Source organism: Burkholderia sp. L-4 (assembly GCF_056856535.1).
The window spans coordinates 1194296-1219140 of the sequence record NZ_JBXEOX010000002.1 but is presented as its reverse complement, the minus strand read 5'-3'; the positions used below and the strand labels follow the sequence as shown (position 1 = coordinate 1219140).

The following is a 24845-nucleotide window of genomic DNA, read 5'->3' as shown; positions in this document are numbered from 1 at the left end:
CCGGCGCGCCACGCGCCAGCACCGCGGCATGCGCCACCCGTCAGATCTTCGCGGTCAGCGTGATTCCGACCGTGCGCGGATCGCCGTACAACACCGGATAGGCACCATATGACGGCAACAGCTCGAGCTTCTTGTAGACCTTGTTCGTCAGGTTCGTCACGTAGCCCGTCACGATGTACTTCTGGTTCGGCGTCGTGTACGACACGTGCGCGTTCAGCACCGTGTAACCGCCCTGCCACAGTTGCGGCATCGTCTGCCGCGTCGCGCTGAAATACTCGCGGCTGCGGTAGTTCACGTCGCCGCCCGCCGTCAGCGTGCCGAACGGCACCGGCACGCGATAGTCGAAGCCCGCGTTCAGCGTCGTATGCGGTGAACGCGCGAACGAATTGCCGACGGCCGTCGGCACGTAGCGGAATTCCGTGTAGCGCGTGTTCAGCATCCCGAGGTTCGCGAACAGGTACAGGCTGTTGACCGGCTGCGCCTTCAGCTCCAGCTCGAAGCCGTCCGCGCGTCCCTGCCCCGCGTTCGACAGCGTCGACACCGGCGGCCCGCCGAACGGGTTCGGTGCGAGCGCGAATACCTGGATGTCGCGATAGTCGTAATGAAACACGCTCGCGTTGACGATCAGCCGCTTGTCGAACCACTCGCTCTTGATGCCGACCTCGTAATCGGTCAGGTACTCGGGCGATACGGTCGACACGGTGCTCTGCGTATAGGCGTTGCCGTTGTAGCCGCCCGAACGGAAGCCGCGTGCGTAGCGGAAATACGCGCGCACGTTGTTGCTGAGCGCATATTCGGGCGTCAGGTCCCAGGTCGGTGCGCGCCACGTGTTGGTCTGGTTCTGCTGCGCGCTGACCGCGAGCGGCGACGACACCGACGAAGGCGACCACCAGCTGTTCGGATCGCTGAACGTCACGTTACCGGTACCCTGCAGCCCCGTCAGGTTGATGGTCTTGCGCTCGACCGTGTAGCGCAGCCCGCCCGTCACGTTGAAGCGGTCGGTGAAGCGGTACTTGATGCTGCCGAAGATCGCCGCGCTCTGCGTGTGCTGCGAGAGATCGGTCAGGTGGTAGTACGCCGGCGACGGCGAACTGCTCGGGCTGCCGCCCGCGCCTTGCTCGGCGAGCTGCTCGGTGAACAGGTGCGTGCCGACCAGCCAGCTCAGCCGGTCGCCCTGCGGCGATTCGAGCCGGAATTCCTGCGAGAACTGGCGGCTCGACAGGCGGTCGTGCGAGCGCGCCGCGTCGAATGCCGAATAATCCTCGTCGTCCTGGTACCAGCGGTGCAGCCCCTCGAACGCGGTGATCGACGTCAGCGTCACGGCCGGGTTGATGCGCCAGTGCGCGGTGAGCGACGTGCCCCAGGTCGAGATGTGATCGCTCGACGGCGCATTGAGCGACACCGTGTACGGATCGGTGGAGCCGACGAAGCCGAACTGGTTCGTGCCGCGCGGCCCCGCGCCTTCCGCGTGCCACGCATTGCCCCCGCCCGTATAGTTTCGGCCGTGGATGTTGAACAGGAAGTCGGTGTCCGACGTCGGCACGGCCAGCACCTGGAAGCGCACCGCATTGTCGTGGAAGCCGCCGAAGCGCCCCTGCTGAACGGTGTTCGTGTAGAAGCTGTCGGCATTCTCGTGATACACCGACACGCGCGCGGCCAGCACGTCGTTCTTGCCGATCGGCCCGCCGATCGCGGCCTCCGCGAGCCGGCTGTTGTACTGGCCGATTCCGAGCTTGCCATAGCCGCTCACATCGAAGGTCGGTTTCTGCGACGTGATGCTGAGCGCACCGCCCACGGTGTTCTTGCCCCACAGCGTGCCCTGCGGCCCGCGCAGCACCTCGATGCGATCGAGGTCGAACAGCGGAAAACCCTGCCCGAACACGCTGTTGATGTACACGTCGTCGAAGTACACGCCGATCGGGCTCAACGACAGGTCCGACGGATCGTTGCTGCCGACCCCGCGCAGGAACCAGCGCGGCCGCTCGCGGCCCTCGGTCGATTGCCCGGTGAAGTTCGGCACGTACTTCGTCACGTCGTTGATCACGCGCAGTTCGTTGTTCTTGATCGCATCGCCGCTCAGCGCACTCACCGCGACCGGCACGTCCTGGATGCTTTCCTTGCGCCGGCGCGCCGTCACGGTCACCGTGCCGAGGTTCGTTTCTCGTGCGGCCGTGCCGCGGCTCGCACGCGCCGGCTTCGGCGCGGTCGCGTCGTCCGGTGCCTGTTGCGCCGGCTGCGCGTCCGGCGTCCCCGCCGCCGCGCCATCCTCTGCCCACGCCGGCAACGATACGGCGCCGCCCGTCAGCAGTCCCCCCAGCGCGGTGACGATTAGTTTTTTCCTGAACATCGATGAGTCATCCTGTTTGATCGGTTGAACGCATGTGCGCGCTACGCACGGGTTCTCTAATGCAATTCGGATGCCAGCATCGACAGGCCCGTCGCACGGGGCTTCCGGCGCGCGCATGGTGCCGGTGTTGCTGCATGCGCATCTGTGAAGGGAAGCAAACTGCTTGTCACGCAACACCGGCGACGACGATCTTCAGGACAACTTTTCAGGCAGCGGCCGCATCGCGTCGCGCCGCCCATCGGCGAAGCGCAACGCGAACGCAACCAGCACGACGACGGGCAGCCAGCACAGAAACACGGCCCGCAACCCGACGACCGGCACGAGCGCACTGCAGGCCAACGGGCCGCAGAACGCCCCCGTCATCGACGCGAGGTTGTAGAGGCTCGACACCCGGCTCTTGTCGGCCGGGTGGCGGCCGAGATGCTGCATGTTGACGAGATGCACCAGCGACGACCCGGCGCACAACGCGGCGAGCCCCGCGCCGACGATCCACGCGTCGTGCGCGAGGCCGAACGCGAGCAGCCCGGCAACGCCGCCTGCGAGGCCAAGGGCATGGCAGCGGCGCTCGGTCATCCGCTGCGCGACATGCCCCAGCCCGAACAGCGCGATCACCGCGACGACGCCCTGCAGGGTCAGCAGCGCGACGGCGCCCGACTGCGGCAACTTCAGATACTGGATGGCGAGCACGACCGTATAGGTGCCGACGAGCGAGCGCGTCGCGCTGTTCACCGCTTCCAGCGCAAGTTGCTCGCGCACGTCGCGGCTCCACGCAAGCGCGAGCAACGCACTCAGGCCACCGGCGTCGGGTTGCGCACCGCGCGGCGGCGGCTCCGCGTCGCCGAGCAGCAGGCGGCTGAACCAGGCCATGCCCGCGAAGCTCGCCGACGCCGCGCAGAAGGTCGCGACCGCGCCATGCGCCCCGATCAGCCAGCTGGCGAGCCAGGGCCCCGCCATGCCCGTTCCGACCGTCATGGCCGCGCGATACCAGCCCGCGCGGGCGAGGCCGATCCGCGCGAGACGCGCGAGGAACACGCCGTTGATCGACACGATCCGGAACGGGATGCACAGTCCGATCAGCGCCTGCGTGAGCGCGATCAGCGGCCACGCGCCGGTAAACGGCACGACGAGATTGAGCAGCATCGGCCCCATGCTCGCGGCGAAGTACACGCGCCGCGCGCCGTAGCGCGCGACCAGCAGCCCGGCCGGCAGCGTCATCAGCGCGATGCCGAGCGGTTCCATCGCGGCGATGATGCCGAGCCGCGCGCTGTCGACGCCGAGCGCGAGCGCATACAGCGTCGTCGCGAGCTGCGCCATGCTGATCGTCGTGCCGCTCGCGAGCGCCAGCAGCATGAAGCCGCCGGTGAAGCGCTCGCGCCGCCATGCGTCGGCGACGCGTGCCGTCGCGCTCACCGCGACAAAGTCGCGATGCCGTCGAGCGCACGCCGGTCGATCCACGCGCGCACGTCGAAGTCGGCGGGCAGGAACCGCCACGCCACCAGGAAGCGCTTGAAATCGTCCAGCGCGGCGATCGACGCTTCGTCGAGATCGGTGCGCAACCGCCGGTGCACGTCGGCGCCGTACGCCAGCCGCAGCCAGTCATGGCCCGAGCCCGTCTCACGGCCGAGATAGCCGAGCACTTCGTGTTCGTGCTCGCGCGCCCAGCCTTCGACATCGGTCACGCGCGCGAGGAAGCGGCTGACGATGCCGGGATGGCGCTCGAGCGTCGCCGCATTGACGGTCAGCGGACGCGGCGAGCCGTTGTTGATGCGGATCTGCGGATCGGGATGAAAGCCGATGTCGACGACCGTCCGCGCGCCGATCAGGTGCGCGGTCTCCAGCCCGAGCGAGCCCTTCACGTAGATCGCATCGACATCGCCGCGCACGAGCGCGGCCGCTTCGGCCGCATAGAGCCGCCGGCTCGACAGGCTCGCGGGGTGGCTGAATGCCGCGTCGCGGGTCGCGGGCGTCGACACGGGCGCGCGCAGGTTCGACGCCGGCACGTCGACCCATTCGACGTCGCCGGGGCCGAGCCCGTCGAGCGACAGCGCGCTGACGAAGCCGCGCAGCGCCGCCGCGCGAAAGATGTCGATGCGCTCGCCGTCGCGACGCGGCAAGCCGATGCGGCGCCCGCGCAGGTCCTTCGGTCGCGTGAGGCCGGCTTCCGGCAACGCGATGATCGCCTGCGCCTCGTCGACCCAGGTCAGCGCGACCACGCGCGTATCGGCGCCGGCCGCGCGTGCCCACAGCGCGGGAATGCTGCCGCCCTGCCGGAACGCGTTGTCGAGCGAATGATCGACGTGCGCGTGATGCAGCGCCGCGTGCTGGCTTTCCTGCAGCGCGCGCACGGTGATGCCGTCGCCGGCGAATTCGCTGTCGAGCCAGCCGAGATGCGCGGCGATGCCGAGCGGCGTCGGCACCGGACAGCGCGTGTACCAGATCGATTGAACGTTGTGTGAAGCCGTGGTGCTCATGGATGCATTCGCAAAGGAAGTCGTGAAAGGCGCGTCAGCCGCGCGGCGCGGTCAGCACCGACAGCCGCGTGATGCCCGCATGCTCGATCGCGGCCATCAGCTTCGCGACGGTGCCGTACGGCACGTGCTCGTCCGCCTGCAGGTCGAGCGCGACGTCGGGCCGGCCCGCCTTCAGCGCGGCCAGTTCGGCCGGTACCGCGGCGAGCGCGACCGCACGCTTGTCGAGATACACGACGCCCTTGGCGTCGACGCTCACGGTGACGTTCGGCTTGCGGTCGGCCGGCGCGGTGGCGACTGTGTTCGGGAGATTCACGTGCACCGCGTTGTTGAGCAGCGGCGCGGTGACGATGAAGGCGACGAGCAGCACGAGCATCACGTCGACGAGCGGCGTGATGTTGATTTCGCTGAGCACGTCGTCGTTGTCAGAGGAGGACGAGAAGGCCATTATGCGAACGCCTCCTGACGGGTATCGCCGGCACGGCGCGCCGGCGCGGCCGCGGGTACCGTCACCGGCACGCGGAAGCCGGCCTTCTGCGCGAGCGTCACGAAGTCGGTTGCGAACGCATCGAGGTCGGCCGATGCGGCCTTCACGCGGCGCACGAAGAAGTTGTAGGCGAGCACGGCGGGCACCGCGACCGCGATGCCGATCCCGGTCGCGACGAGCGCCTCGCCGATCGGCCCGGCGACCACATCGATGCTCGCCGATGCGCTGTGCGTGATCGCGGTCAGCGCGTGGATGATGCCGAACACGGTGCCGAACAGGCCGACGAACGGCGCGGTGCTGCCGATCGACGCGAGTACCGCGAGCCCCGCTTCCTCGCGCCGGCGCGCATTGTGGATCTGCTGCCGCAGATGGCGTTCGAGCAGGTCGTGGCGGCTCCAGCTGTGTTCCAGATCGTGTGCGCTGCTCTCGTCGGCACGCCGCAGCGCGTCGAAGCCCGTCGCGGCAAGTTCGCCGACCGGGCTGTTCGCGCTGTCGAGCGCGGCCGCGTCGTGAAAGCTGTTCGCGGCCCAGAATGCGCTGACATAACGCCGGTTGCGCGCGCTCGACCGCAGGCTCTGGATCGCCTTCACGACGATCAACGTCCACGTGACGACGGAGAAGACGACGAGCAGCCAGAGCGCGCCCTGGACGATGAAGGTGGTCGGGATACCGTTCATGATGTGAGTTCCTTGAAAAATATGGCGAGCCGCCCGTCGGGTCAGCCCAGCTTGAAATCGATCGGCACGTTGACCCAGCCGTCGACCGCTTCGTCGCCGCGCTTCGCGGGCACGAACGTCCAGCGCTTCACGGCGGCCACCGCCGCGTTGTCGAGCACGCGGCGGCCGCTGCTCGTGCGGACCTCGACGGAATCGGGCGTGCCGCTCGCGAGCACGTGCACGCGCAGCACGACGCGCCCTTCCCAGCCCTGGTCCTGCGCGAACGCCGGATAGTCGGGCGCCGGGTTGCGCAGGTACGCCGCGTCGCCGATCGGCGCGGTTTCACGCACGGGTGCGGCGGGTGCGGGTGCCGGCGCCGGGGTTGCGACGGCCAGTGCCGTTGGCGCGGGCACAGGTGCAGCTTCGCGCGCCGCCTGCGGCACGGTGGACGGTGCCGCTGCCGGATGCGGAACGGCCGCGCGGGGTATCTGCGGCTTCGGCGGCGTCGGCGCCTGCTTCAGCGGTTTCGGCGGCACGATCGGCGGCGGATGCGCGGCCTGCGGCAGCGGTTCGGGCGGCCGCGTCAGTTCCACCGTCATCGGCAGCGGCCGCGGCGGTTGCACCGGCGGTGCGGCCGCCGGACGCGCGGCCAGCAGCACGACGCCCGCATGCAGCGCCGCGACGGCCAGTGCAATCGCGCCCGCGCCGCGCCAACCGCTCGCCGGCGCCGGCCGCTTGTCCGCATGCGCGGACGGCGCCACCGGCGAAGGTCGCGCGACTACCGCCGCGCGCGGCGCGGCGCGCGCCACGTGCCGGCGCGCCGGCGCGCCGGCGGCACGCCGTATTCGATCGTCAGCCCTGTCATGTTCGACTCCTTGCAATGACGCGCCGCGGCGCGCTACGCGACCCACGCATGGCGATGCCGGTCGATCTGCGTGAACGGCGCCGGGTCGATCCACGCGCGCGCGTCGAAATCGCGTTCGAGAAAGCCCCATTCGACGAGAAAATCCTTGAACGCGACCAGACCGTCGATCGACGTCGGCGCGAGCCCGGTCTCCAGATGGCGGTGCACATCCCCGCCGTATGCATAACGCACCCACTCGTCGGAGGCATGCGTTTCGCGGCCGATATAGGCGACCGTCTCGGCCGGATGGCGCGCGGCCCAGTCGCCCGCGCCGACCACGACCGACAGGAACCGGCTCACGAGATCGGGGCGCGTATCGATCAGCGCGCGATCGACGGTCAGCGTGCGCGGCGTGCCGTTGCCGATCCGCACCAGCGGATCGGGATGCGCGCCGAGATCGATGACGACCTGCGCGTCGATCAGGTGCACGGTCTCCAGCCCAGCGACGCCCTTCACGAACACCGCGTCGACGTCGCCGCGCACGAGCGCCGCGATCTCGAGTCCGTACTCGTGCGGGCCGCGCGTGAACGAGGCTGGCCCGGTGCGGCGCTCGCGCGTGTCGGACAGGTCGATCCATTCGGCGTCGCCGTGGCCGAGCCCTTCCAGTTCGAGCGCGCTCAGGAAGCCCTTCAGGGCGGCCGCACGCCAGAAGTCGATGCTGATCGGATGGCGCGGCAATCCGAGCCGCCGGCCGCGCAAATCGCGCGTCGTGCGAATGCCGCGCTCGGGCAGCGTGACGATCGCCTGGAATTCGTTGGTCCACGACAGGCCGATCACGCGCGTATCGGCGCCGCGTGCCCGCGCCCACAGCGCGGGAATGTTGCCGCCCTGCCGGAACGAGTGCGGCAGGCTGTGATCGAAGTGCGATTCGCGCTTGTCGGCATCGGCCGTCTCCTGCAGCGAATTCAGCACGATGCCGTCCGGCCCGAACTCTTCGTCGAACCAGCCGCGATGCACGGCGATGCCGAGCGCGGTCGGCACCGGGCAGCGCGTGTACCAGAGTGCGTCGCAAGCCGTGGCCTGCGCAGCGAGTGTCGTCATGGTGAGTATCCTTGTCGTTGTCGTTGATGCGCGGCGGCACGCCGCCGCGCTCAGGCGCCGGCCACGCGCAGCGCTGCCTGCGTGCCGCGCGCGTTCAGCGCGCCGTCGACGAGCGGCAGCACTTCCTCGCCCACGCGGTACGCCTCTTCGAGATGCGGGTTGCTCGCGAGGATGAACGTCGATACGCCGATGTCGACGTATTCCGCGAGCCGCTCGGCCACCTGCTCGTGGCTGCCGACGATCACGCAGCCGGGGCCGCCGCGGATCTGCGACATTCCGGCCCACAGGTTCGGGCCGACGATCAGGTCGTCGAAGTGCTGCGTGTTGCCCTGGTGCAATGCGAACTGGCGCTTCGCGCCGACCGATTCCGACGATTCGCCGCGCCCGCCGAAACCGGCACGCGTCGCGTCGCCCACCGTGGCGAACATCTGCCGCAGCTCGGCCCACGCCTGTTCCTCGGTTTCGCGCGCGAGGATGTCGATGCGCATGCCGAAGCGCAGGTCGCGCTCGGCGTTCTGCCGGTCGAGCGCGCGGCGCGCCGCGTCGATCACTTCCTTCTGCTTCGCGAGCGGCTCGCCCCAGCTCAGGTGCACGTCGCCGTGTTTCGCCGCGACCGCGAGCGCAGCGTCGCTCGCGCCGGCCAGATAGATCCGCGGCGGCTTCTGGCCGCTCAGCGGCGGCAGCAGCCCGCCGGCTTCGACGCGGTAGAAGCGGCCGTCGAACGAGAATGGCGCGCCGGCCGCGACGCCCTTCACGACGTCGAGGAATTCGTCGGTGCGCGCATAGCGGCTGTCGTGATCGATGAAGTCGCCGTACGCGCGCTGGTCGGGACCGCCGCCGCCCGTGACGACGTTCCACTCGACGCGGCCGCGGCTGATCCGCTGCAGGCTCGCAGCCATTTGCGCCGCATAAACCGGATGCACGAAATGCGGCTGCAGCGCGATCAGCAGCCGCAGCCGGCGCGTCTCGCGCGCCAGCGCCGCCGCGACGACCCACGGCTCCTCGGTGAAGCGGAAAATCGGAATCAGCGCGCCGTGAAAACCGGCGATGTCGGCCGCGCGCGCCACCTGCGACAGATAGTCGATGTAGCCGAAATCGTCGTCGTCGACTTTCGGCGCGACGCGCGACGCGCGCTGGCGATTCCATTCGCCGCGCGTATGCAGGTCGTGTGCGCGCCGGCCATCGCCGTGCATCGGCAGGCGCCACAGAAATTCAACAGCCATCGGGATTCTCCTTGTCGGCCCGTTCGGATTGCGTGCGGCACCGGCGTGCCGCGCGTATGCAGCGCTGTAAAGCACGCGGTGTGCCAACGCGCACGCCCGCTGACGTGCGGCGCGGCCGCCGAGCACGCGCGATGCCTTGCCGGCCGGGCGTCGACGGCCATCGACGAACACGCGCCGCGCGGTGCCGGCATCCCGAAAGCGAATCCGTGCCGTGCTGTTGCGCACGACACACCGGTGTTGCACGCGCAACAGCACCCGACGCGACTGTTGCTCACGCAACAGGCGTTGCGCCGGCCGTCGCGCCGCGCAGCGCCCGGGATGCCCGCGCCGCGTGCCGCCCGGCCGTTTCCGCTCATTGGCCCGGAACTTGCAACGTGGAACGGCCGCGCGTGCGACACCGCGCATCGACCACGCTTACCCAGACAGGGGAATCTCACACATGACAGACAGGCCCGATTCGTCATCGGACAAGCAGCAGACGTTCTGGTACGCCCGATCGCCCGTGCCGACGCCGCTCGGCATCGCCGTGCATCTCGGCTGGCTCAACGGCGAGACGTCGGCCGACGGCGTCGCGATCCGCTCGCCGCGCGGCGCCACGCGGCACGACGTGTCATCGATCAGCGATCACACGCTCGCGCAGTCGTTCCGCCAGGGCGGCAGCATCCCCGCGATGTGGGCGCGCTCGAACGACGCCAACACGCGCGTGATCGGGCTGTCGTGGGTCGACGAATCGCAACTGATCCTCGCGCGGCCCGAGTCGGGCATCCGCTCGGTGAAGGCGTTGCGCGGCCGCCGGATCGCGATTCCGAGCCGCCCCGACGACCGCATCGACATCTTTCGCGCGTCCGCGCTGCGCGGCTTCGTCAATGCACTGAGCCTCGACGGACTGACCACGCGCGACGTCGAGCTCGTCGACGTGCGCGCACGCACGCTGCAGGCCGTCGGGCCCGCGCGTGCGGCGAACCTGTTCGCGTCGCCGCACGGCTTTTCGAGCCGCGCGCTGTATGCGGCCGAAGCCGGCGCGCTGCTGCGCGGCGAAGTCGACGCGATCTACGTGAAAGGCTCGACGGGTCTCGAGATCGCGCAACTGATCGGCGCACACGTCGTGATCGACATCGGCTTTCATCCAGAGCGCTCGATCCGCAACAACAACGGCACGCCGCGCCCGCTGACCGTCAACGCGGACGTGCTCGCGAACCATCCCGACATCGTCGCCGGCTTCCTGAAGCTCGTGGTCGCCGCCGGCGAATGGGCGAGCACGCATCCCGACGAAACCGCTCACTACGTGGCGGGCGAAACCGCATCGTCGATCGACTGGGTGCGAGCCGCGTACGGCAACCAGCTGCACCGCCATCTCGGCGTCAATCTCGACGACGAATCGGTCGCCGCGCTCGACGAGTTCAAGACGTTCCTGCGCGAGCACGGCTTTCTGGAAACCGACTTCGACGTCGCCGACTGGATCGACCCGCGCCCGCTCGCCGACGTGCTGCGGCCGTCGTGGCAGAAACGCGCGTGAGCCCCTTTTTCGTTCATTGTTCGGGACCATCATGAAATACTCCCTCTCCCTCGCGTCACTGCGCCGCCTGCTGCGCGCGCTGCTCGCCGTGCTACCGCTGGCGGCCGCGTCGCTCGCGGCACCGGCAGCGCATGCGCAAGACGCGCCCAAGGTCGTGCGCATTGCCGTCGTCGCGTACTCGAGCGGCGGCAAGACGCAATATGCCGGCGCATCCGCGCTGATCGACGCCGACAAGTCGCTCGAGAAGGCGCTGGCCGCCCGGCACGTGAAGCTGCAATGGGTGCCGGTGTCGACCGCGGCGGTCGGCACGCTCGTCAACGAGGCGTTCACGAACGGCAGCATCGATTTCGCGGGCTACGGCGACCTGCCGTCGGTCGTCGTCAACGCGTCGGGCACGCACACGCGCCTGATCGTGCCGGGCGGCGCCGGCAGCAACACGTATCTGGTCGTGCCGGCCGGCTCGACCGCGAAGTCGATCGTCGATCTGAAAGGCAAGCGCATCGCGCTCAATCGCGGCCGGCCGTGGGAAGTCACGTTCGGCAAGCTGCTCGCCGAAAACGGGCTGAAGCTGTCCGACTTCAAGATCTACAACCTCGATCCGCAGGCCGGCGCGGCAGCCGTCGCGGCCGGCCGCGTCGACGGCTTCTTTACGCTGTCCGACGCGTATTCGCTGGTCGACAAGAACGTCGGCAAGATCATCTGGTCGACCAAGACCGCGCCCGACGACTGGAAGATGCGCGCCGAACTGTGGGCATCCGACGATTTCGTGCGGCGCTACCCCGACGTCACGCAGCTCGTCGCGACGGCCTACGTGCGGGCCGCGCACTGGATCTCGCAGCCGCAGAACCGCGATGCGTACGTGAAGATCCTGAGCGCGTCGGGCCAGCCCGAAAGCGTCGTGCGCCGCGAATACGCGGACGAATCGACGCCGTGGAAAGAGCAATGGACGCCGCTCTTCACGCCGGCGCTGACCGGCCACTACCGCGATGTCGTCGCGTACAGCCGCCAGGCCGGCCTGACGTCGGTGCCGGTCGACGTGAACGCGCTGCTCGCGCCGACCTTCGTGGCGACCGCGATCAAGCAGCTTGGTCTCGACGGCTACTGGCGCGCCGATGCCGCGCGCGTCGCGAGCCGCTGATGGCGATGCGCGCCCTCGCGCCGAACGGCTGGCGCGCGATCCGCCTGCCCGGCCTCGCGCGGCTCGGCGAACATGCGCTGTGGTGGATCACGCCCTTTACGTTCGCCGCGCTGTGGTGGCTCGCGAGCGCGCAGCGCTGGTTTCCGCCGCAGCTCGTCGTGCCGCCCGAACGCCTCGCCGCGACGCTGCGCACGCTGCTCGACACCGGCGAACTGCGCGACAACCTGCTGATCACGCTGCATCGCCTCGCGCTCGGCTTCGCGCTCGGCGCAACCGGCGGCGCCGCGTTCGGCATCCTGCTCGCACGCAGCCGGCTGTTCGCCGACTACCTGCGGCCGACCTTCGACCTGCTGCGGCAAGTGCCGACGCTCACGCTGATTCCGCTGCTGATCCTGCTGATCGGCGTCGACGAGCCGTTGAAGCTCGTCGTCGTCGGCAAGGCCGTGTTCTTCCCGGTCGCGCTGGCCGCGTACACGGGCGTGCACGATGCGCCGCGCGATCTCGTCGAAATGGCGCGCCACTACGGGCTCGGCCGCTTCGCACTACTGCGCGACGTGCTGCTGCCGGCCGCGCTGCCGCCGCTGCTGACGGGCGTGCGGATCGCTCTCGCGCGCGCGTGGCTCGCCCTCGTCGCGGTCGAGCTGCTCAGCGCCGACAGCGGGATCGGCCAGATGATGGAACTCGCGCGGCAGATGCTGCGGCTCGACGTGGTGCTCGTCGACGTCGCCGTGATCGGGCTGATCGGTTTCGCGCTCGACCGCTCGATCGCGCTCGTGCAGCGCTACGCATTGCGCTGGCAGACGCCCGCGCGCTGACTTTGACTGGATACGCTTCGGCATGACCTTCGCCACCCGCGCTTTCTCGTTCGCCCCGCTGCGCCGCCGCGCGCGCGGCCTCGTCGTGCCGGCCCTGCTGATCGCCGCGTGGCAAGCTGCCTCGTCCGGCGACGCGGCCCACCAATACGCATTCGTGCCGCTGCAGCAGGTCGGCGCGGCGCTCGTCGAACTCGCCCGCAGCGGCGAACTCGCAACCGATCTCGGCGCGAGCCTGCGCCGCACGACGCTCGGGCTCGGGTTCGGCGTCGCGGCCGGGCTCGGGTTCGGCTCGGTACTGGCGCGTTCGCCGCTCGCGCGCAAGCTCGCCGAACCGGCGTTCCAGGCGTTGCGCTACGTGCCGCTGCTCGGGCTGATTCCGCTGCTGAGCCTGTGGGCCGGCACCGGCGAATTCGCCAAGGTGTTCATCATCGCGCTCGCCGCGTTCTACCCGATGACCACCGCCAGCTTCGACGGGCTGCGCCGCGTCGATCCACGCTATGTCGAACTCGCGCAGTCGTATCGGCTGACGCGCGTCGGCCTGTGGCGCGACGTGCTGATACCGGGCGCATTGCCCGACCTGTTCGCGGGCGTGCTGCAGGCCGTGCCGTTCGCGTGGATCACCGCGACCAGCAGCGAGTTGCTGTTCAACACGGGGGCCGGTATCGGCAGCCTGATGCAGAATGCCCAGGCAGGCGCCCGCGCCGACGTGCTGCTCGTGTGCGTATTGGGCGTGACGGCGCTGGCCGTCGGGATGAGCGCGCTATGCGAGCGGATCGCGCGGCGCGCACTGCGCTGGCGGGATCACGCCTGACGGCGCAGCCGCGCGTCGGCGTCGCCCGTGTCGCGCGGCTTCAGGATGCCGAGCTGCGCGAGCCGCGCGCGCACGATGTTGCGCGACTGGTCGAGCAGGCGCGACATGCGCAGCTGGTTGTGATCGCTGTAGTCGAACACGCTGCGGTAGACGGTGTCCTCGATGTGCTGCCAAAGCGCCGGCGTACCCAGATCCAGCAATTCGATCACCGCATGACGCAGCGCCTCGGTCGCTTCGGCGACGTCGCGTGCGCGGCGCGGCGGTGCGGCGGCCGCACCCGGCGCGCCGGCCGTGTCGGGCGCGAGCGACAGCGCCGAGAACTGCAGGTCGCCGACGTCGATCGCCCCGCCCGCGCAGATCAGCACCGCGTGGTGGATCACGTTCTCCAGCTCGCGGATGTTGCCGGGCCACGCATGCGCATGCAGTCGGGCGCGTGCGGCGTCGGTCAGCGTCGGCGCGGCCACGCGCAGCCGCTTCGCATAGGTGTCGATGAAATGCTCGATCAGCGGCGCGATGTCGCCGGGCCGCTCGCGCAGCGGCAGCAGGCTCAGCTTCACGACGTTGAGCCGGTAGTACAGGTCCTCGCGGAAATTGCCCGCGCGCACCGCCGCCTCGAGATTCACGTTGGTCGCCGCGACCAGCCGCACGTCGATCTTCACGGTCTTGCGCGAGCCGACCGGCGTCACCTCGCGCTCCTGCAGCACGCGCAGCAGCTTGACCTGCGCGGACAGCGGCAGGTCGCCCACCTCGTCGAGAAAGAGCGTGCCGCGATTCGCGGATTCGAACCAGCCGGGCTGGGCATTGATCGCGCCGGTGAACGCGCCGCGCTCGTGGCCGAACAGCTCGCTTTCGATCAGCGTCTCGGAAAATGCGCCGCAGTTGACCGCGACGAACGGGCCGTCATGGCGCTCGCTCAGCGAATGCACGAGGCGCGCGATCAGCTCCTTGCCGGTGCCGCTCTCGCCGGTGACGAGCACCGTCGCATCGCTCGGTGCGACGAGCTGGATGCGTTCGAGCAGCACCCGCGATTTGGGATCGTCGAACGTCAGTGCCTTCGCGCGGATCGTGATCGCGTGCGAAGTCGGGTCCGGCAAGCTGAAGATGGCCATGGCACGACCGGCGTGTTGAACGGGGAAGGTTCGACGATAGCAAGGCGCACGCCGGCCACGAACCAATTCATCGAGCTATCGGTATGACGGCGGCCGGATTGCGTCGGCCGCCGTGCGGCGTCAGGCAAGACCGGTCATCTTCCACTGCTGTTCGAGCGCGCCCGGCCCGAAGTCGAGCGAGCCGCCGAGCGGTTCCGCGAGCGCCTGGAAATACGCGGCTTCCTCGAGGATCAGGATGTACTTCGATACGTCGAGGATCGACTTGCCCCAGAACGTCGCGCCGCCGTTTGCCTCGATGATTGCCGGCACGTCGGGATTGCGCCGGATTGTATCGACGATGAAGCGCGGCTCGCCGGGGCGACGATCGACGTAGACCGGAATCTCGCGAGCCCGCGTGTAGCGCGCGGCCGGCGCATAACGGATCGGCAGCGGGCGATGCGCGCTCGCCCACGCGCCGAGATACGGGCCATGCACGTGTATCACGACGTCCACTTCAGGCGCCTCGCGGAACACGCCCGCGTAACGCGGGCCGTTGCCGCCCGCGCGCGCGTCGCCGTGCAGCACGTCGCCGTCGAGCGTCACGACGACGGGTTGAATGTCCTGTGACGCGGCCCACGGGCTCGGCGCAGACAGCGCGACGACGAGCTCCGTGCCCGGCACGCGCTGGAACGCCTGGAACGTGTTGGTCGCGGACAGCGTGCGCGTTTCCTTCAGCACGCGCGCGGCCTGCGTGAACTCGCGCGTGGCGCGCTCGACGAATGCCACGAGTTCGCCGCTGTCGATGGCTTGGGTGACGGACATGAGAACGGTTTCCTTGATCGGATGGACGGAGGGACTCGCGTCGCGACACCGCGACGCACGGCCACCGGATCAGCAGCAATCGTGCCAACCCGGCGAGCGCACTGCGCGGGCCGGCCGGCGTGGCGCTCGCGCGATGCCCGACCCGCGCGATGCTATCCGCGACCGTGCGCCTGTTGCGGGAGCAACACTGTACCGGCCGCGATTGCTGCGCGACGCGCAGCGCGTGCACGTGCACCATCCGCGTGGTGCCGACCGGTTGCCCGCCGCACCGCGCGTGGCGTGCGCAACGAACGTGCTGGTTCGAAACTTGCATCGTGGTCGGCCCGCACCGGCCTTGCACGGTGCATTCGATCTCATCCACCTTCATCCGACCATGACGCTCCTTCCCCTGCGCGGTGTTGCCGCGCGCGCGCTGCTCATCTCGGCACTCGCCGTGCCTTCCGTCGTTTCGCTCGCGGCCTCGCCCGGCCATGTTCCCGTGCCCGATCCGCTGCAGGGCGACGGCCGCGTGTCCGCGTTCTACACGTGGGACCGCGACATCCCGGCCACGCCCGGCGCGCTGCTGCGCTCCGAACCACTGCCGGCCACGCTCGGGCTCGCGGGCGCCGCGCGGCAGTTGCGCATCTTGTATGCATCGACCGACGGCGTCGGCGGCCGGACGCCGATCGCGGTGTCGGGCGCGCTGTTCGTGCCGCGCGGCACACCGCCGGCCGGCGGCTGGCCGATCGTCGCATGGGCGCACGGCACGTTCGGGATGGCCGATATCTGCGCGCCGTCGTGGTTCGGCCGCTCGTATCGCGACGTGCGCTACCTGAACGCATGGCTTCAGCAAGGGTTCGCGGTGGTCGCGACCGACTACCAGGGCCTCGGCACGCCCGGCCCGAATCCGCAGCTCAACAACCGCTCGAACAGCTACACGCTGCTCGACAGCGTGCGTGCGGTGCTCGGCGGCGTGCCGGGCCTCGCGAACGAAGTCGTGCTCGTCGGCCAGTCGCAAGGCGGCTCGGCCGTCATCGCGGCGGCCGGCTACGCGCCCGTCTACGCGCCGGAACTGGCGATCCGCGCGACCGTCGCGACCGGGACGATCTACAACGCGTCGCGTGCCACGCTCGCGTCGTTGCCGCCGTTCGAGACGGCCTACCGGCGCGATCCCGACCGCGTCGACCCGACGCTTGCGTACCAGTTCTACTCGGTGCTGTCGGCGCAGCAGATCGACCCGTCACTGCGCGCCGACGAAGTGTTGACCGACCGCGCGCTGCCGATTCTCGAGCAATCGCGCATCGGCTGCCTCGCGTCGCTCGAGGACGACGCGGCGCTCGCGCACCTCACGCACGCGAATACGGTCAAGCCGGGCGGCGATGCGCGGCTGAAAGCATGGTGGGACGACTACCTGAAATATCCGACACTGAAGCTCGCCGCCCCCGTCTTCATCGGCGCGGGCGCGGACGACGGGCTGGCGCCGCTCGAACTCGCGCTGGCGAAGGACGCGTGCGCGGCGGGCACGACGGTCGAGGCACACCTGTACGCGGGCCGCGAACACAACGGCACCGTGAACGCGTCGCTCGCCGATTCGATTCCGTTCGTGAAGCGCGTGCTCGCCGGCGAGACGATCCACCCGATTTGCTCTCCGGTCGCCCAGCAGTCCGCGTCCCAATAGCCGGCTCCCTGCGCTTTGCACGACGACGCGAATGCTTGTGCAAATCCGTTATTGGATCGCGCCGCTGCCCGTTTTTATACTCGTCAGCACGCTCTGTTGAAGAGTGCCAGCCAATTCCGACAGATCAGCACAGGACGAAAAGATGAGCCTACGCCCCTTGCACGACCGCGTGATCGTGAAGCGACTCGACCAGGAAACCACCACCGCGTCGGGCATCGTGATCCCCGACAGCGCCGCCGAAAAACCCGACCAGGGCGAAGTGATCGCCGTTGGCCCCGGCCGGAAGGATGCCGACGGCCAGCGCATCGTGCCCGACCTGCAGATCGGCGAGCGCGTGCTGTTCGGCAAGTACGCGGGCCAGGCCGTCAAAGTGGACGGCAACGAGTTTCTCGTGCTGCGCGAGGAAGACATCGTCGCGGTCGTCAATCAATAACGGAGCGCAATCATGGCAGCCAAGGAAATCATTTTCAGCGACGTCGCACGGGCAAGACTGACCGAAGGCGTGAACATCCTCGCGAACGCGGTGAAGGTGACGCTCGGGCCGAAGGGCCGCAACGTCGTGCTCGAACGCAGCTTCGGCGCGCCCGTCGTCACGAAGGACGGCGTGTCGGTCGCGAAGGAAATCGAACTCGCGGACAAGCTGCAGAACATCGGCGCGCAGCTCGTGAAGGAAGTCGCGTCGCGCACCAGCGATGCCGCCGGCGACGGCACGACGACGGCCACGGTGCTCGCGCAGGCGATCGTCCGTGAAGGCCAGAAATACGTGGCGGCCGGGCTCAACCCGCTCGACCTGAAGCGCGGCATCGACAAGGCCGTCGCGGCGGCCGTCGACGAGCTGAAGAAGATCAGCAAGCCGACCACCACGAGCAAGGAAATCGCGCAGGTCGCGACGATCTCCGCGAACGGCGAGGAATCGATCGGCCAGCGCATCGCCGAGGCGATCGACCGCGTCGGCAAGGAAGGCGTGATCACCGTCGAGGACGGCAAGTCGCTCGCCGACGAGCTCGACGTCGTCGAAGGGCTGCAGTTCGACCGCGGCTACCTGTCGCCGTATTTCATCAACAATCCCGACAAGCAGATCGCCGAGATCGAAAGCCCGTACATCCTGCTGCACGACAAGAAGATCTCGAACATCCGCGATCTGCTGCCGGTGCTCGAACAGGTCGCGAAGTCGGGCCGGCCGCTGCTGATCATCGCGGAAGACGTCGAAGGAGAAGCGCTCGCGACGCTCGTCGTCAACAACATCCGCGGGATCCTGAAGACGGTCGCGGTCAAGGCGCCGGGCTTCGGCGATCGCCGCAAGGCGCTGCTCGAGGACATCGCGATCCTCACCGGCGGGCAGGTGATCGCGGAGGAAACGGGCCTGACGCTCGAGAAGGCGACGCTCGCCGAGCTCGGCCAGGCGAAGCGCATCGAGGTCGGCAAGGAAAACACGACCGTGATCGACGGCGCGGGCGATGCGAAGAACATCGAGGCGCGCGTGAAGCAGATCCGCGTGCAGATCGACGAGGCGACGTCCGATTACGACCGTGAAAAGCTGCAGGAGCGCGTGGCCAAGCTGGCCGGCGGTGTTGCCGTGATCAAGGTCGGCGGTGCGACCGAAATCGAGGTGAAGGAGAAGAAGGACCGCGTCGACGACGCGCTGCACGCGACGCGCGCGGCCGTCGAGGAAGGCATCGTGCCGGGCGGCGGCGTCGCGCTGATCCGCGTGCGGCAGGCGATCCGCGAACTGAAAGGCGTGAACGCCGACCAGGATGCGGGCATCAAGATCGTGCTGCGCGCGCTCGAGGAACCGCTGCGCCAGATCGTCACGAACGCGGGCGAGGAAGCGAGCGTCGTCGTCGCGAAGGTCGCGGAAGGCACGGGCAACTTCGGGTACAACGCGCAGACGGGCGAGTACGGCGATCTCGTCGAATCGGGCGTGCTCGATCCGACCAAGGTCACGCGCACGGCGCTGCAAAACGCGGCGTCGGTGGCCGGGCTGCTGCTGACGACCGATGCGACCGTGTTCGAAGCGCCGAAGGATGCGGCGCCGGCTGCCGCACCGGGCGGTCCGGGTGCGGGCGGGCCGGGCTTCGATTTCTGACGACGGGCCGTGCGCGCCGGTTCACCGGCGCGCGCAGCCGGGCAGGACGCGTAACGCGTGGCGACGCAAGTCGTCACGCGTTGTTGCATGGAAGCGGCGAAATGCGGTGGCCGGCAGGTCGAACCGGGCACCGACACACCGCTCTCACGCCTTTACGACCTTTTTACTTGCGCCGGCGAATACGTTCACTAGAATGGGTTCGCCATCCACCACCGAGCACGCGACATGCGCCTCCGAAGTCCTCGTCCTCCGAGTTGCTTTTCTGCCTGACAGGCAGGACGCCTGTGCCTCCCTCCCGAGCCATCGTCCTGCCGCCTGGCGGACGGTGCGCGCCGTAGTCCTCTCCGTGCACGCCTGAACACGACGTCGATGCGATCACCGCGCATCGGGAATGCATGCGCTCGAGCGTGTGCGCGGCACATCCTGTGCAACGAAGCGTCATCGATCCGCCGGTCCAGTTCATTTACTACGCATACCTGAATTTTATTCAGAGAAATTTCCGTTACCGGAGCCCGGTCATGTTCGAGATCGACAAGCAGTACACACGCGAATTCATCCACACCGCCTGCGGCGGCAGCAAGCAGGGTTTCCTGCCGACGAAGAACGGCAAGGTCGTGGCCGCCTGCCTGCGCACGGACCTCAATCCGCACGCGCCCGACGTGATCCTTTGCGACGGCAGCGCGTCCGCGCGCTCGGCCGGCAGGACGCTCGCCGCGCAACGCGATGCGATTCCGGTGTTCATCAGGACGGCAACCGACGCCTACCGCTTCGTCGGCCGGTACGTCGTCAGCGAATCGCTCACGGCGCCGCTCGACTGCGCGCCTTACGTGCGCAACAGCGGCTTCACCGCCGCGCAGATCTCGCGCGTGCTCAAGCTCGAGCGCAGCTGACACGCTTGCGCGGCGCATCGCGCGCCGCGTCCCGTTCGTCTTTCATACAGGAGCAATCATGCTGGGCCTGACGTTCTGGAAACACGTGATCGGCGCGCGGACCGATGCAATCCGCGACAGCAGGACAACGGCGCACGACCGGCATCGCCGGGTATCGAGAACGCTCGTGCTGACCAGCGCCGCCGTGGCGTTCGCGGCGATCGCGTTCGGCGCGCCGGTCGTCGGCATTTCGGTCTTCCTGCTGACCACGCTGCCGTTCGTTTTGTCGGGTACGTAAGCCTCGTCCGTAGCGGGTCCGGTTCCATCGACGATCGATACGAAATTTTAATACCGGCCCCCCGGTCTCTGACACCGTCTTTACGCGGCTTTGTCTAGGATTTCCCTGTCATCCCGACACGGAGCAATCCGCATGCAAACGCAGCAGGCCGCCGTGGGCGGCCAACCCGACCTTCCCCGCCCGCGCGGCGGCACGCCGTCCGAAGCCCGGCTCGCCGACGCCTGCCCGGTGGACAACATCCTGCTCGACGTCCCGGCCGAAAGCGCGACCCAGTTGTTCGACCTCGTCGCGCGCCATATCGCGCGCAGCGGCGGCGTATCCGCCGAACGGATCCGGACCGAACTCGCCAGGCGCGAGCAGCTCGGCTCGACCGGTCTCGGCCAGGGCGTCGCGATTCCGCACGCGCGGGTCGACGGGCTCGACTCGGCGGTCGCACTGTTCGTCCGCGCGCTCTATCCGTTCGCGTTCAACGCGCCGGACCGCAAGCCCGTGCGCGAATTCATCGTGCTGGTCCTGCCGTGGGCGGACGACCGCACGCACCTCGAACTGCTCGCCGACGCGGCACGGTGTTTCAGCGAGCGCGCGTTCCGGCACGCGTCGCGCGATGCGCGAACGCCCGGCGAGCTTCACCTGCTGATGCAACGCACACACTGACGCCGCGTTGAACGGCGACAGGCACCTCCCTCCATTCATTCGGACTCCCATGTTCCCAGACCCTGAAAGTCCCACTCTCATGTCGCGACGCGCAGCCGGCCTGGCTCGCTCGCTGCCGTTCATGCAGGCGCTGCACGGGCAGACCGTCGTCATCGTCGATGGCGGCGCCGCGAGCGATGCACGCACCCGTGCGGCCTTCGCACAGGATGTCGCGCTGCTTGCGCTCACCGGCGTTCGTCCGGTCGTCGTCCAGGGCGGGCCGGCCGCGGCCGATACGCAATCGGTCGAGGCCGCGCATGCCGCGATGGCCGGCGTCAATCACGAACTGGTGCGCCTGATCGGCGGTCACGGTGCTAGGGCGATCGGCATCGACGGTCACGACGGCGGCCTGCTGGTCGCCCGCGCGGCACCCGACCGCACGCAGGCAAGCGCGGTCGCACGGTTCGACGGCGCCGCGTTGAACGCCTTCCTGGAAAACGGACTCGTGCCCGTCGTGATGCCGGTCGCACCGGACGACGCGGGCCACGCGCACATGCTGCGCCCGGAACGGCTCGGCAGCCTGTTCGCGCAATGCACCGGTGCCGTCACGCTGGTGATGATGGTCGACGGGGCATGGCTGCGCGAACTCGGCGAGCTCGCCGGGCTGTACGGCATCATGGAACTCGAACAATGGCTTGCCGAGCATCCGGCCGCCGATGCGGCGCCCTGCGTGCGGGACGCGCTCGATGCGCTCGCGCACGGCGTGCAGAACGTCCACCTCGCCGATATCGGGCAACCCGAATCGCTGATCGACGAACTGCTGACGGAGGAAGGATCGGGTGTGGTGTTCTGTCGGCGCGGCAACACCGACCTGCTGTCGGAAACCCGCCGATACTTCGCCGATTCGGCGTGCGTGCTGCGTGACGGGTTCAGCGTGGAGAAGAAGCCGGTCGTACGATTCTGACCGCGCAACGGGAAAACGCCTGCGGCGACCCGCAAGGGCCGCCGCAGGCGGGCAACAACGACATCACCGTCAACGGCGCGTCGCCAGCCGCTTCACGACACGCACCAGCGCATCGACCTCGTCGCACGTGTTGTAGAACGCGAGCGACGGCCGCACCGTGGCCTCGAGCCCGAAGCGCCGCAGGATCGGCTGCGCGCAGTGATGCCCGGAGCGCACCGCGATGCCCTCTTCGTTCAGCGCCTGCCCGACTTCCTCGGTTTCATAGCCCTTCAGCACGAACGACAGCACGCTCGCCTTGTCGCGCGCGGTGCCGACGAGCCGCACGCCCGGTACCGGCGCGAGCACGCTCGTCGCATACGCCAGCAGGTCGTGCTCGTAGCGAGCGATGTTCTCGATACCGATGCGGTTCACGTAATCGAGCGCGGCGCCGAGCCCCACCGCATCCGCGATGTTGCCGGTGCCGGCTTCGAACCGGTTCGGCGGCGGCTGGAACACCGTGCGCTCGAACGTCACGTCCGCGATCATGTTGCCGCCGCCCTGCCAGGGCGGCATGTCGTCGAGGATCGCGCGCTTGCCATAGACGACGCCGATGCCGGTCGGGCCGTAGATCTTGTGGCCCGAGAACACGAAGAAGTCGGCGTCGAGCGCCTGCACGTCGACGCGCATGTGCGAGATCGACTGTGCGCCGTCGACGAGCGCCTTCGCACCCGCGCGATGCGCAAGCTCGACGATCTCCTTCACCGGCACGACCGTGCCGAGCGCATTCGACACCTGCGTGACCGACACGATCTTCGTGCGGTCGTTGAGCAGCTTCCGGTATTCGTCGAGCAGCACCTGCCCCGAATCGTCGACCGGAATCACGCGCAGCTTCGCACCCTTGAGCGCGGCAAGCTGCTGCCACGGCACGATGTTCGCGTGATGCTCGAGATTCGACACGATGATCTCGTCGCCCTCGCCGACGTTCTGCACGCCCCACGACTTCGCGATCAGGTTGATCGCCTCGGTCGTGCCGCGCACGAACACGATCTCGTCCGGCGACGACGCGCCGATGAAGCGCTGCACCGTTTCCCGCGCATGCTCGTACGCATCCGTCGCGCGGCCCGCCAGGGCATGCGCCGCGCGGTGAATGTTCGAGTTCTCGTGTGCGTAGAAATACGCGAGCCGGTCGATCACGGCCTGCGGCTTGTGCGTCGTCGCCGCGTTGTCGAACCAGACGAGCTGCTTGCCGTTCACGCGCTCCTGCAGGATCGGGAAATCGCGGCGGATCGCGTTCACGTCGAACGGCGGGTGCGCGCCGCGATACAACTGACCTTGCGGCTCGGCGGCATGCGTATCGTCGACGAAGTAGCGCGGCACGTCGGCGCCCGATGCACGCGACACCGGCACGTCGCGATGCACGGCGAGCAGTTCACGCAACGCGTCGTCGCCCGGCAGCCCGAACGCTTCCGGCGACGCGAGGCCGTTCGACGGCACGACGATGTCCTGCGGCGTCCGCTGCCAGCCCTGCAGCGAGCCGTCGGTGAAGTAGTACGGCGACGCCTTCGCCGCGCCTTCCGGTGCCGGCGCATTCACCTGCGGCACGCCGAGCGCCGCGCCGCCGACGCGCGGTTCGAGCGCGGGCGCGATCGACACGGCGTTGTCGGGCAGCCCGTTCTGCGCGGCCGCATGCGGCGCGAGCGCCGGCACGCGGTTGCCGAGCGACAGCACGTGCGTCGGCGCGGACGGCGCGAGGTTCGCGCCGGGCACCTTGCCCTGCGGCAGCGCGAGCCCCGGCACGCCGGTGCCGGCCCCGCCCGGGCCCGCGAGCGGCGAGCCGCCGGGCACCGGATTGCTGACCGACGCGAGGATCGGCGCGGCCGCCGGCAACGCCGACGGCACGCCGCCGACCGCGCCGCTGCCGGCCGACAGCCCCGGCGCGGTGGCCTGCCCGGGCGGCGTCGCGAAGAACTCGGACGCGAGCCGCGCGAGCGTCGCCGGGTCGGGCAACCCCGCCGGCAGCGGCGCGTGCGGCAGCGCGTGCGCGTCGCCGCCGGCCAGGCCGGGATTAACGGTAGGTGTCGGGATAGTCATGGAACTTGCCGATTTCGACGTCATCGAGGACAGCCAGCGCATCCGGCGAATGGACCGCGAGCGAGCAATACAGCGAGATCAGGTACGACGCGATCGCCTGGTTGTTGATCCCCATGAAGCGCACCGACAGGCCCGGCCCCTGCTCGCCCGCGACACCCGGCTGATACAGGCCGACGACGCCCTGGCGCTTGTCGCCGACGCGCAGCAGCAGGATCTTGGTCTTGCCGTCCGCGACCGGCACCTTGTCCGACGGAATCAGCGGAATGCCGCGCCACGTGAGGAACTGCGAGCCGAACAGGCTGACCGTCGGCGGCGGCACGCCGCGCCGCGTGCATTCGCGGCCGAACGCGGCGATCGCGAGCGGGTGCGTGAGGAAGAAGGCCGGCTCCTTCCACACCTTCGTCAGCAGTTCGTCGAGATCGTCCGGCGTCGGCGCGCCCGTCAGCGGGAAAATCCGCTGTTCGTCGGTCACGTTCGCGAGCAGCCCGTAGTCCGGGTTGTTGATCAGCTGGCTTTCCTGCAGTTCCTTGATCGTCTCGATCGTCAGGCGCAGCTGTTCCTTGATCTGATCGTGAGGACTGCTGTAGAGATCCGAGATCCGCGTATGCACGTCGAGCACCGTGCTGACCGCGTTCAGGAAGTATTCGCGCGGCTGTTCCTCGTACGGCACGAAGGTCTGCGGCAGCACGCTTTCGTCCTCGAGCTGCGTGCACGCGGCGCGCACGGCTTCCGGGTTCTTCACCTGGTTCAGCCGGTAGATGCCGGCCTCGACCGGCACCCATTGCAGCAGATGGGTCAGCCAGCGCGGCGTGATCGTGGAAAGCTGGGGGACGGTCTTGGTAGCGTTCGCTAGTTGGCGGGCGGCGTGATCGCTCAGCGCAGCCGCGCCGCTTGCAACGGTCGACATGTGTGGCTCCGGGTTCTTAAGATGAAAAACGGGATTGCTTATGAC

At 68.9% G+C, this 24845-nt stretch carries 23 protein-coding genes; 11 read left to right on the top strand and 12 right to left on the bottom strand.

What is annotated here, in order from left to right; all coding sequences use genetic code 11:
* Positions 1-40: 40 nt before the first annotated feature.
* The 8 genes from AC1VVG_RS22355 to AC1VVG_RS22320 all read right to left on the bottom strand — a co-directional run bounded on the left by AC1VVG_RS22355 (position 41) and on the right by AC1VVG_RS22320 (position 9126).
* Positions 41-2347, bottom strand: a complete 2307-nt coding sequence (locus AC1VVG_RS22355; RefSeq protein WP_034188382.1) for a TonB-dependent receptor — start codon at positions 2345-2347, stop codon at positions 41-43.
* A 192-nt stretch (positions 2348-2539) separates the two neighbouring features.
* A complete protein-coding gene (locus AC1VVG_RS22350; RefSeq protein WP_049036340.1) occupies positions 2540-3757 on the bottom strand; it encodes an MFS transporter in 1218 nt (405 codons plus the stop codon).
* A complete protein-coding gene (locus AC1VVG_RS22345; RefSeq protein ID WP_226226954.1) occupies positions 3754-4818 on the bottom strand; it encodes an ABC transporter substrate-binding protein in 1065 nt (354 codons plus the stop codon). The genes AC1VVG_RS22350 and AC1VVG_RS22345 overlap by 4 nt, the downstream gene beginning before the upstream one ends.
* A 34-nt stretch (positions 4819-4852) precedes the next feature.
* Entirely contained in the window at positions 4853-5263 is a 411-nt protein-coding gene (locus AC1VVG_RS22340) for an ExbD/TolR family protein (protein WP_089443264.1), read from the bottom strand.
* Positions 5263-5979: a MotA/TolQ/ExbB proton channel family protein gene (locus AC1VVG_RS22335; RefSeq protein ID WP_175028505.1), complete on the bottom strand. Its 717-nt coding sequence runs from the start codon at positions 5977-5979 to the stop codon at positions 5263-5265. The genes AC1VVG_RS22340 and AC1VVG_RS22335 overlap by 1 nt, the downstream gene beginning before the upstream one ends.
* A 41-nt stretch (positions 5980-6020) precedes the next feature.
* Positions 6021-6719, bottom strand: a complete 699-nt coding sequence (locus AC1VVG_RS22330; RefSeq protein WP_482836303.1) for an energy transducer TonB — start codon at positions 6717-6719, stop codon at positions 6021-6023.
* 137 nt (positions 6720-6856) lie between these two features.
* Positions 6857-7903 (bottom strand): ABC transporter substrate-binding protein, encoded by a 1047-nt coding sequence (locus AC1VVG_RS22325; protein WP_482836302.1) that lies wholly within the window; start codon positions 7901-7903, stop codon positions 6857-6859.
* 50 nt (positions 7904-7953) lie between these two features.
* A complete protein-coding gene (locus tag AC1VVG_RS22320) occupies positions 7954-9126 on the bottom strand; it encodes an LLM class flavin-dependent oxidoreductase (protein WP_034188596.1) in 1173 nt (390 codons plus the stop codon).
* Between the two features lie 439 nt (positions 9127-9565).
* Between AC1VVG_RS22320 and AC1VVG_RS22315 the strand changes: the two genes are divergently transcribed.
* Genes AC1VVG_RS22315 through AC1VVG_RS22300 form a run of 4 tightly spaced genes read left to right on the top strand, consistent with a single transcriptional unit; the run spans position 9566 to position 13406 of the window.
* Entirely contained in the window at positions 9566-10642 is a 1077-nt protein-coding gene (locus tag AC1VVG_RS22315; protein ID WP_034188389.1) for an ABC transporter substrate-binding protein, read from the top strand.
* Positions 10643-10673: 31 nt separating this feature from the next.
* Positions 10674-11780 carry a PhnD/SsuA/transferrin family substrate-binding protein gene (locus AC1VVG_RS22310; protein WP_482836301.1) on the top strand — a complete coding sequence of 369 codons (1107 nt, stop codon included), beginning with the start codon at positions 10674-10676 and terminating at the stop codon, positions 11778-11780.
* Complete coding sequence (locus AC1VVG_RS22305) at positions 11780-12595, top strand: ABC transporter permease (RefSeq protein WP_034188391.1); 816 nt, start codon at positions 11780-11782, stop codon at positions 12593-12595. The genes AC1VVG_RS22310 and AC1VVG_RS22305 overlap by 1 nt, the downstream gene beginning before the upstream one ends.
* 22 nt (positions 12596-12617) lie before the next feature.
* Positions 12618-13406: an ABC transporter permease gene (locus tag AC1VVG_RS22300; protein WP_059559741.1), complete on the top strand. Its 789-nt coding sequence runs from the start codon at positions 12618-12620 to the stop codon at positions 13404-13406.
* Here the strand turns inward: AC1VVG_RS22300 and AC1VVG_RS22295 are convergent.
* Entirely contained in the window at positions 13397-14515 is a 1119-nt protein-coding gene (locus AC1VVG_RS22295) for a sigma-54 interaction domain-containing protein (protein ID WP_059559743.1), read from the bottom strand. The two genes, AC1VVG_RS22300 and AC1VVG_RS22295, sit on opposite strands and share 10 nt — an antisense overlap.
* A 120-nt stretch (positions 14516-14635) precedes the next feature.
* Positions 14636-15316: a class II aldolase/adducin family protein gene (locus AC1VVG_RS22290; RefSeq protein ID WP_482836299.1), complete on the bottom strand. Its 681-nt coding sequence runs from the start codon at positions 15314-15316 to the stop codon at positions 14636-14638.
* A 373-nt stretch (positions 15317-15689) separates the two neighbouring features.
* Here AC1VVG_RS22290 and AC1VVG_RS22285 point away from each other — a divergent pair, with 373 nt between their 5' ends.
* The 7 genes from AC1VVG_RS22285 to AC1VVG_RS22255 all read left to right on the top strand — a co-directional run bounded on the left by AC1VVG_RS22285 (position 15690) and on the right by AC1VVG_RS22255 (position 21823).
* On the top strand, positions 15690-16973 hold the full coding sequence (locus AC1VVG_RS22285; RefSeq protein WP_482836297.1) for a lipase family protein: 1284 nt from the start codon (positions 15690-15692) through the stop codon (positions 16971-16973).
* A 142-nt stretch (positions 16974-17115) separates the two neighbouring features.
* A complete protein-coding gene (locus AC1VVG_RS22280) occupies positions 17116-17406 on the top strand; it encodes a co-chaperone GroES (RefSeq protein ID WP_034188396.1) in 291 nt (96 codons plus the stop codon).
* A 12-nt stretch (positions 17407-17418) separates the two neighbouring features.
* A complete protein-coding gene (groL, locus tag AC1VVG_RS22275) occupies positions 17419-19059 on the top strand; it encodes a chaperonin GroEL (RefSeq protein ID WP_034188397.1) in 1641 nt (546 codons plus the stop codon).
* Between the two features lie 518 nt (positions 19060-19577).
* Complete coding sequence (locus AC1VVG_RS22270; protein WP_034188398.1) at positions 19578-19949, top strand: DUF6697 family protein; 372 nt, start codon at positions 19578-19580, stop codon at positions 19947-19949.
* A gap of 58 nt (positions 19950-20007) precedes the next feature.
* Complete coding sequence (locus tag AC1VVG_RS22265; protein ID WP_226103875.1) at positions 20008-20226, top strand: hypothetical protein; 219 nt, start codon at positions 20008-20010, stop codon at positions 20224-20226.
* Between the two features lie 132 nt (positions 20227-20358).
* Positions 20359-20880 carry a PTS sugar transporter subunit IIA gene (locus AC1VVG_RS22260; RefSeq protein ID WP_482836294.1) on the top strand — a complete coding sequence of 174 codons (522 nt, stop codon included), beginning with the start codon at positions 20359-20361 and terminating at the stop codon, positions 20878-20880.
* A gap of 49 nt (positions 20881-20929) precedes the next feature.
* Positions 20930-21823, top strand: a complete 894-nt coding sequence (locus AC1VVG_RS22255; protein WP_482836292.1) for an amino acid kinase family protein — start codon at positions 20930-20932, stop codon at positions 21821-21823.
* Between the two features lie 69 nt (positions 21824-21892).
* Here the strand turns inward: AC1VVG_RS22255 and AC1VVG_RS22250 are convergent, their stop codons facing one another.
* Complete coding sequence (locus AC1VVG_RS22250; protein ID WP_473375380.1) at positions 21893-23893, bottom strand: family 2A encapsulin nanocompartment cargo protein cysteine desulfurase; 2001 nt, start codon at positions 23891-23893, stop codon at positions 21893-21895.
* Complete coding sequence (locus tag AC1VVG_RS22245; RefSeq protein WP_034188401.1) at positions 23868-24800, bottom strand: family 2A encapsulin nanocompartment shell protein; 933 nt, start codon at positions 24798-24800, stop codon at positions 23868-23870. Before AC1VVG_RS22245 ends, AC1VVG_RS22250 begins: the two co-directional genes overlap by 26 nt.
* Between the last annotated feature and the right edge of the window lie 45 nt (positions 24801-24845).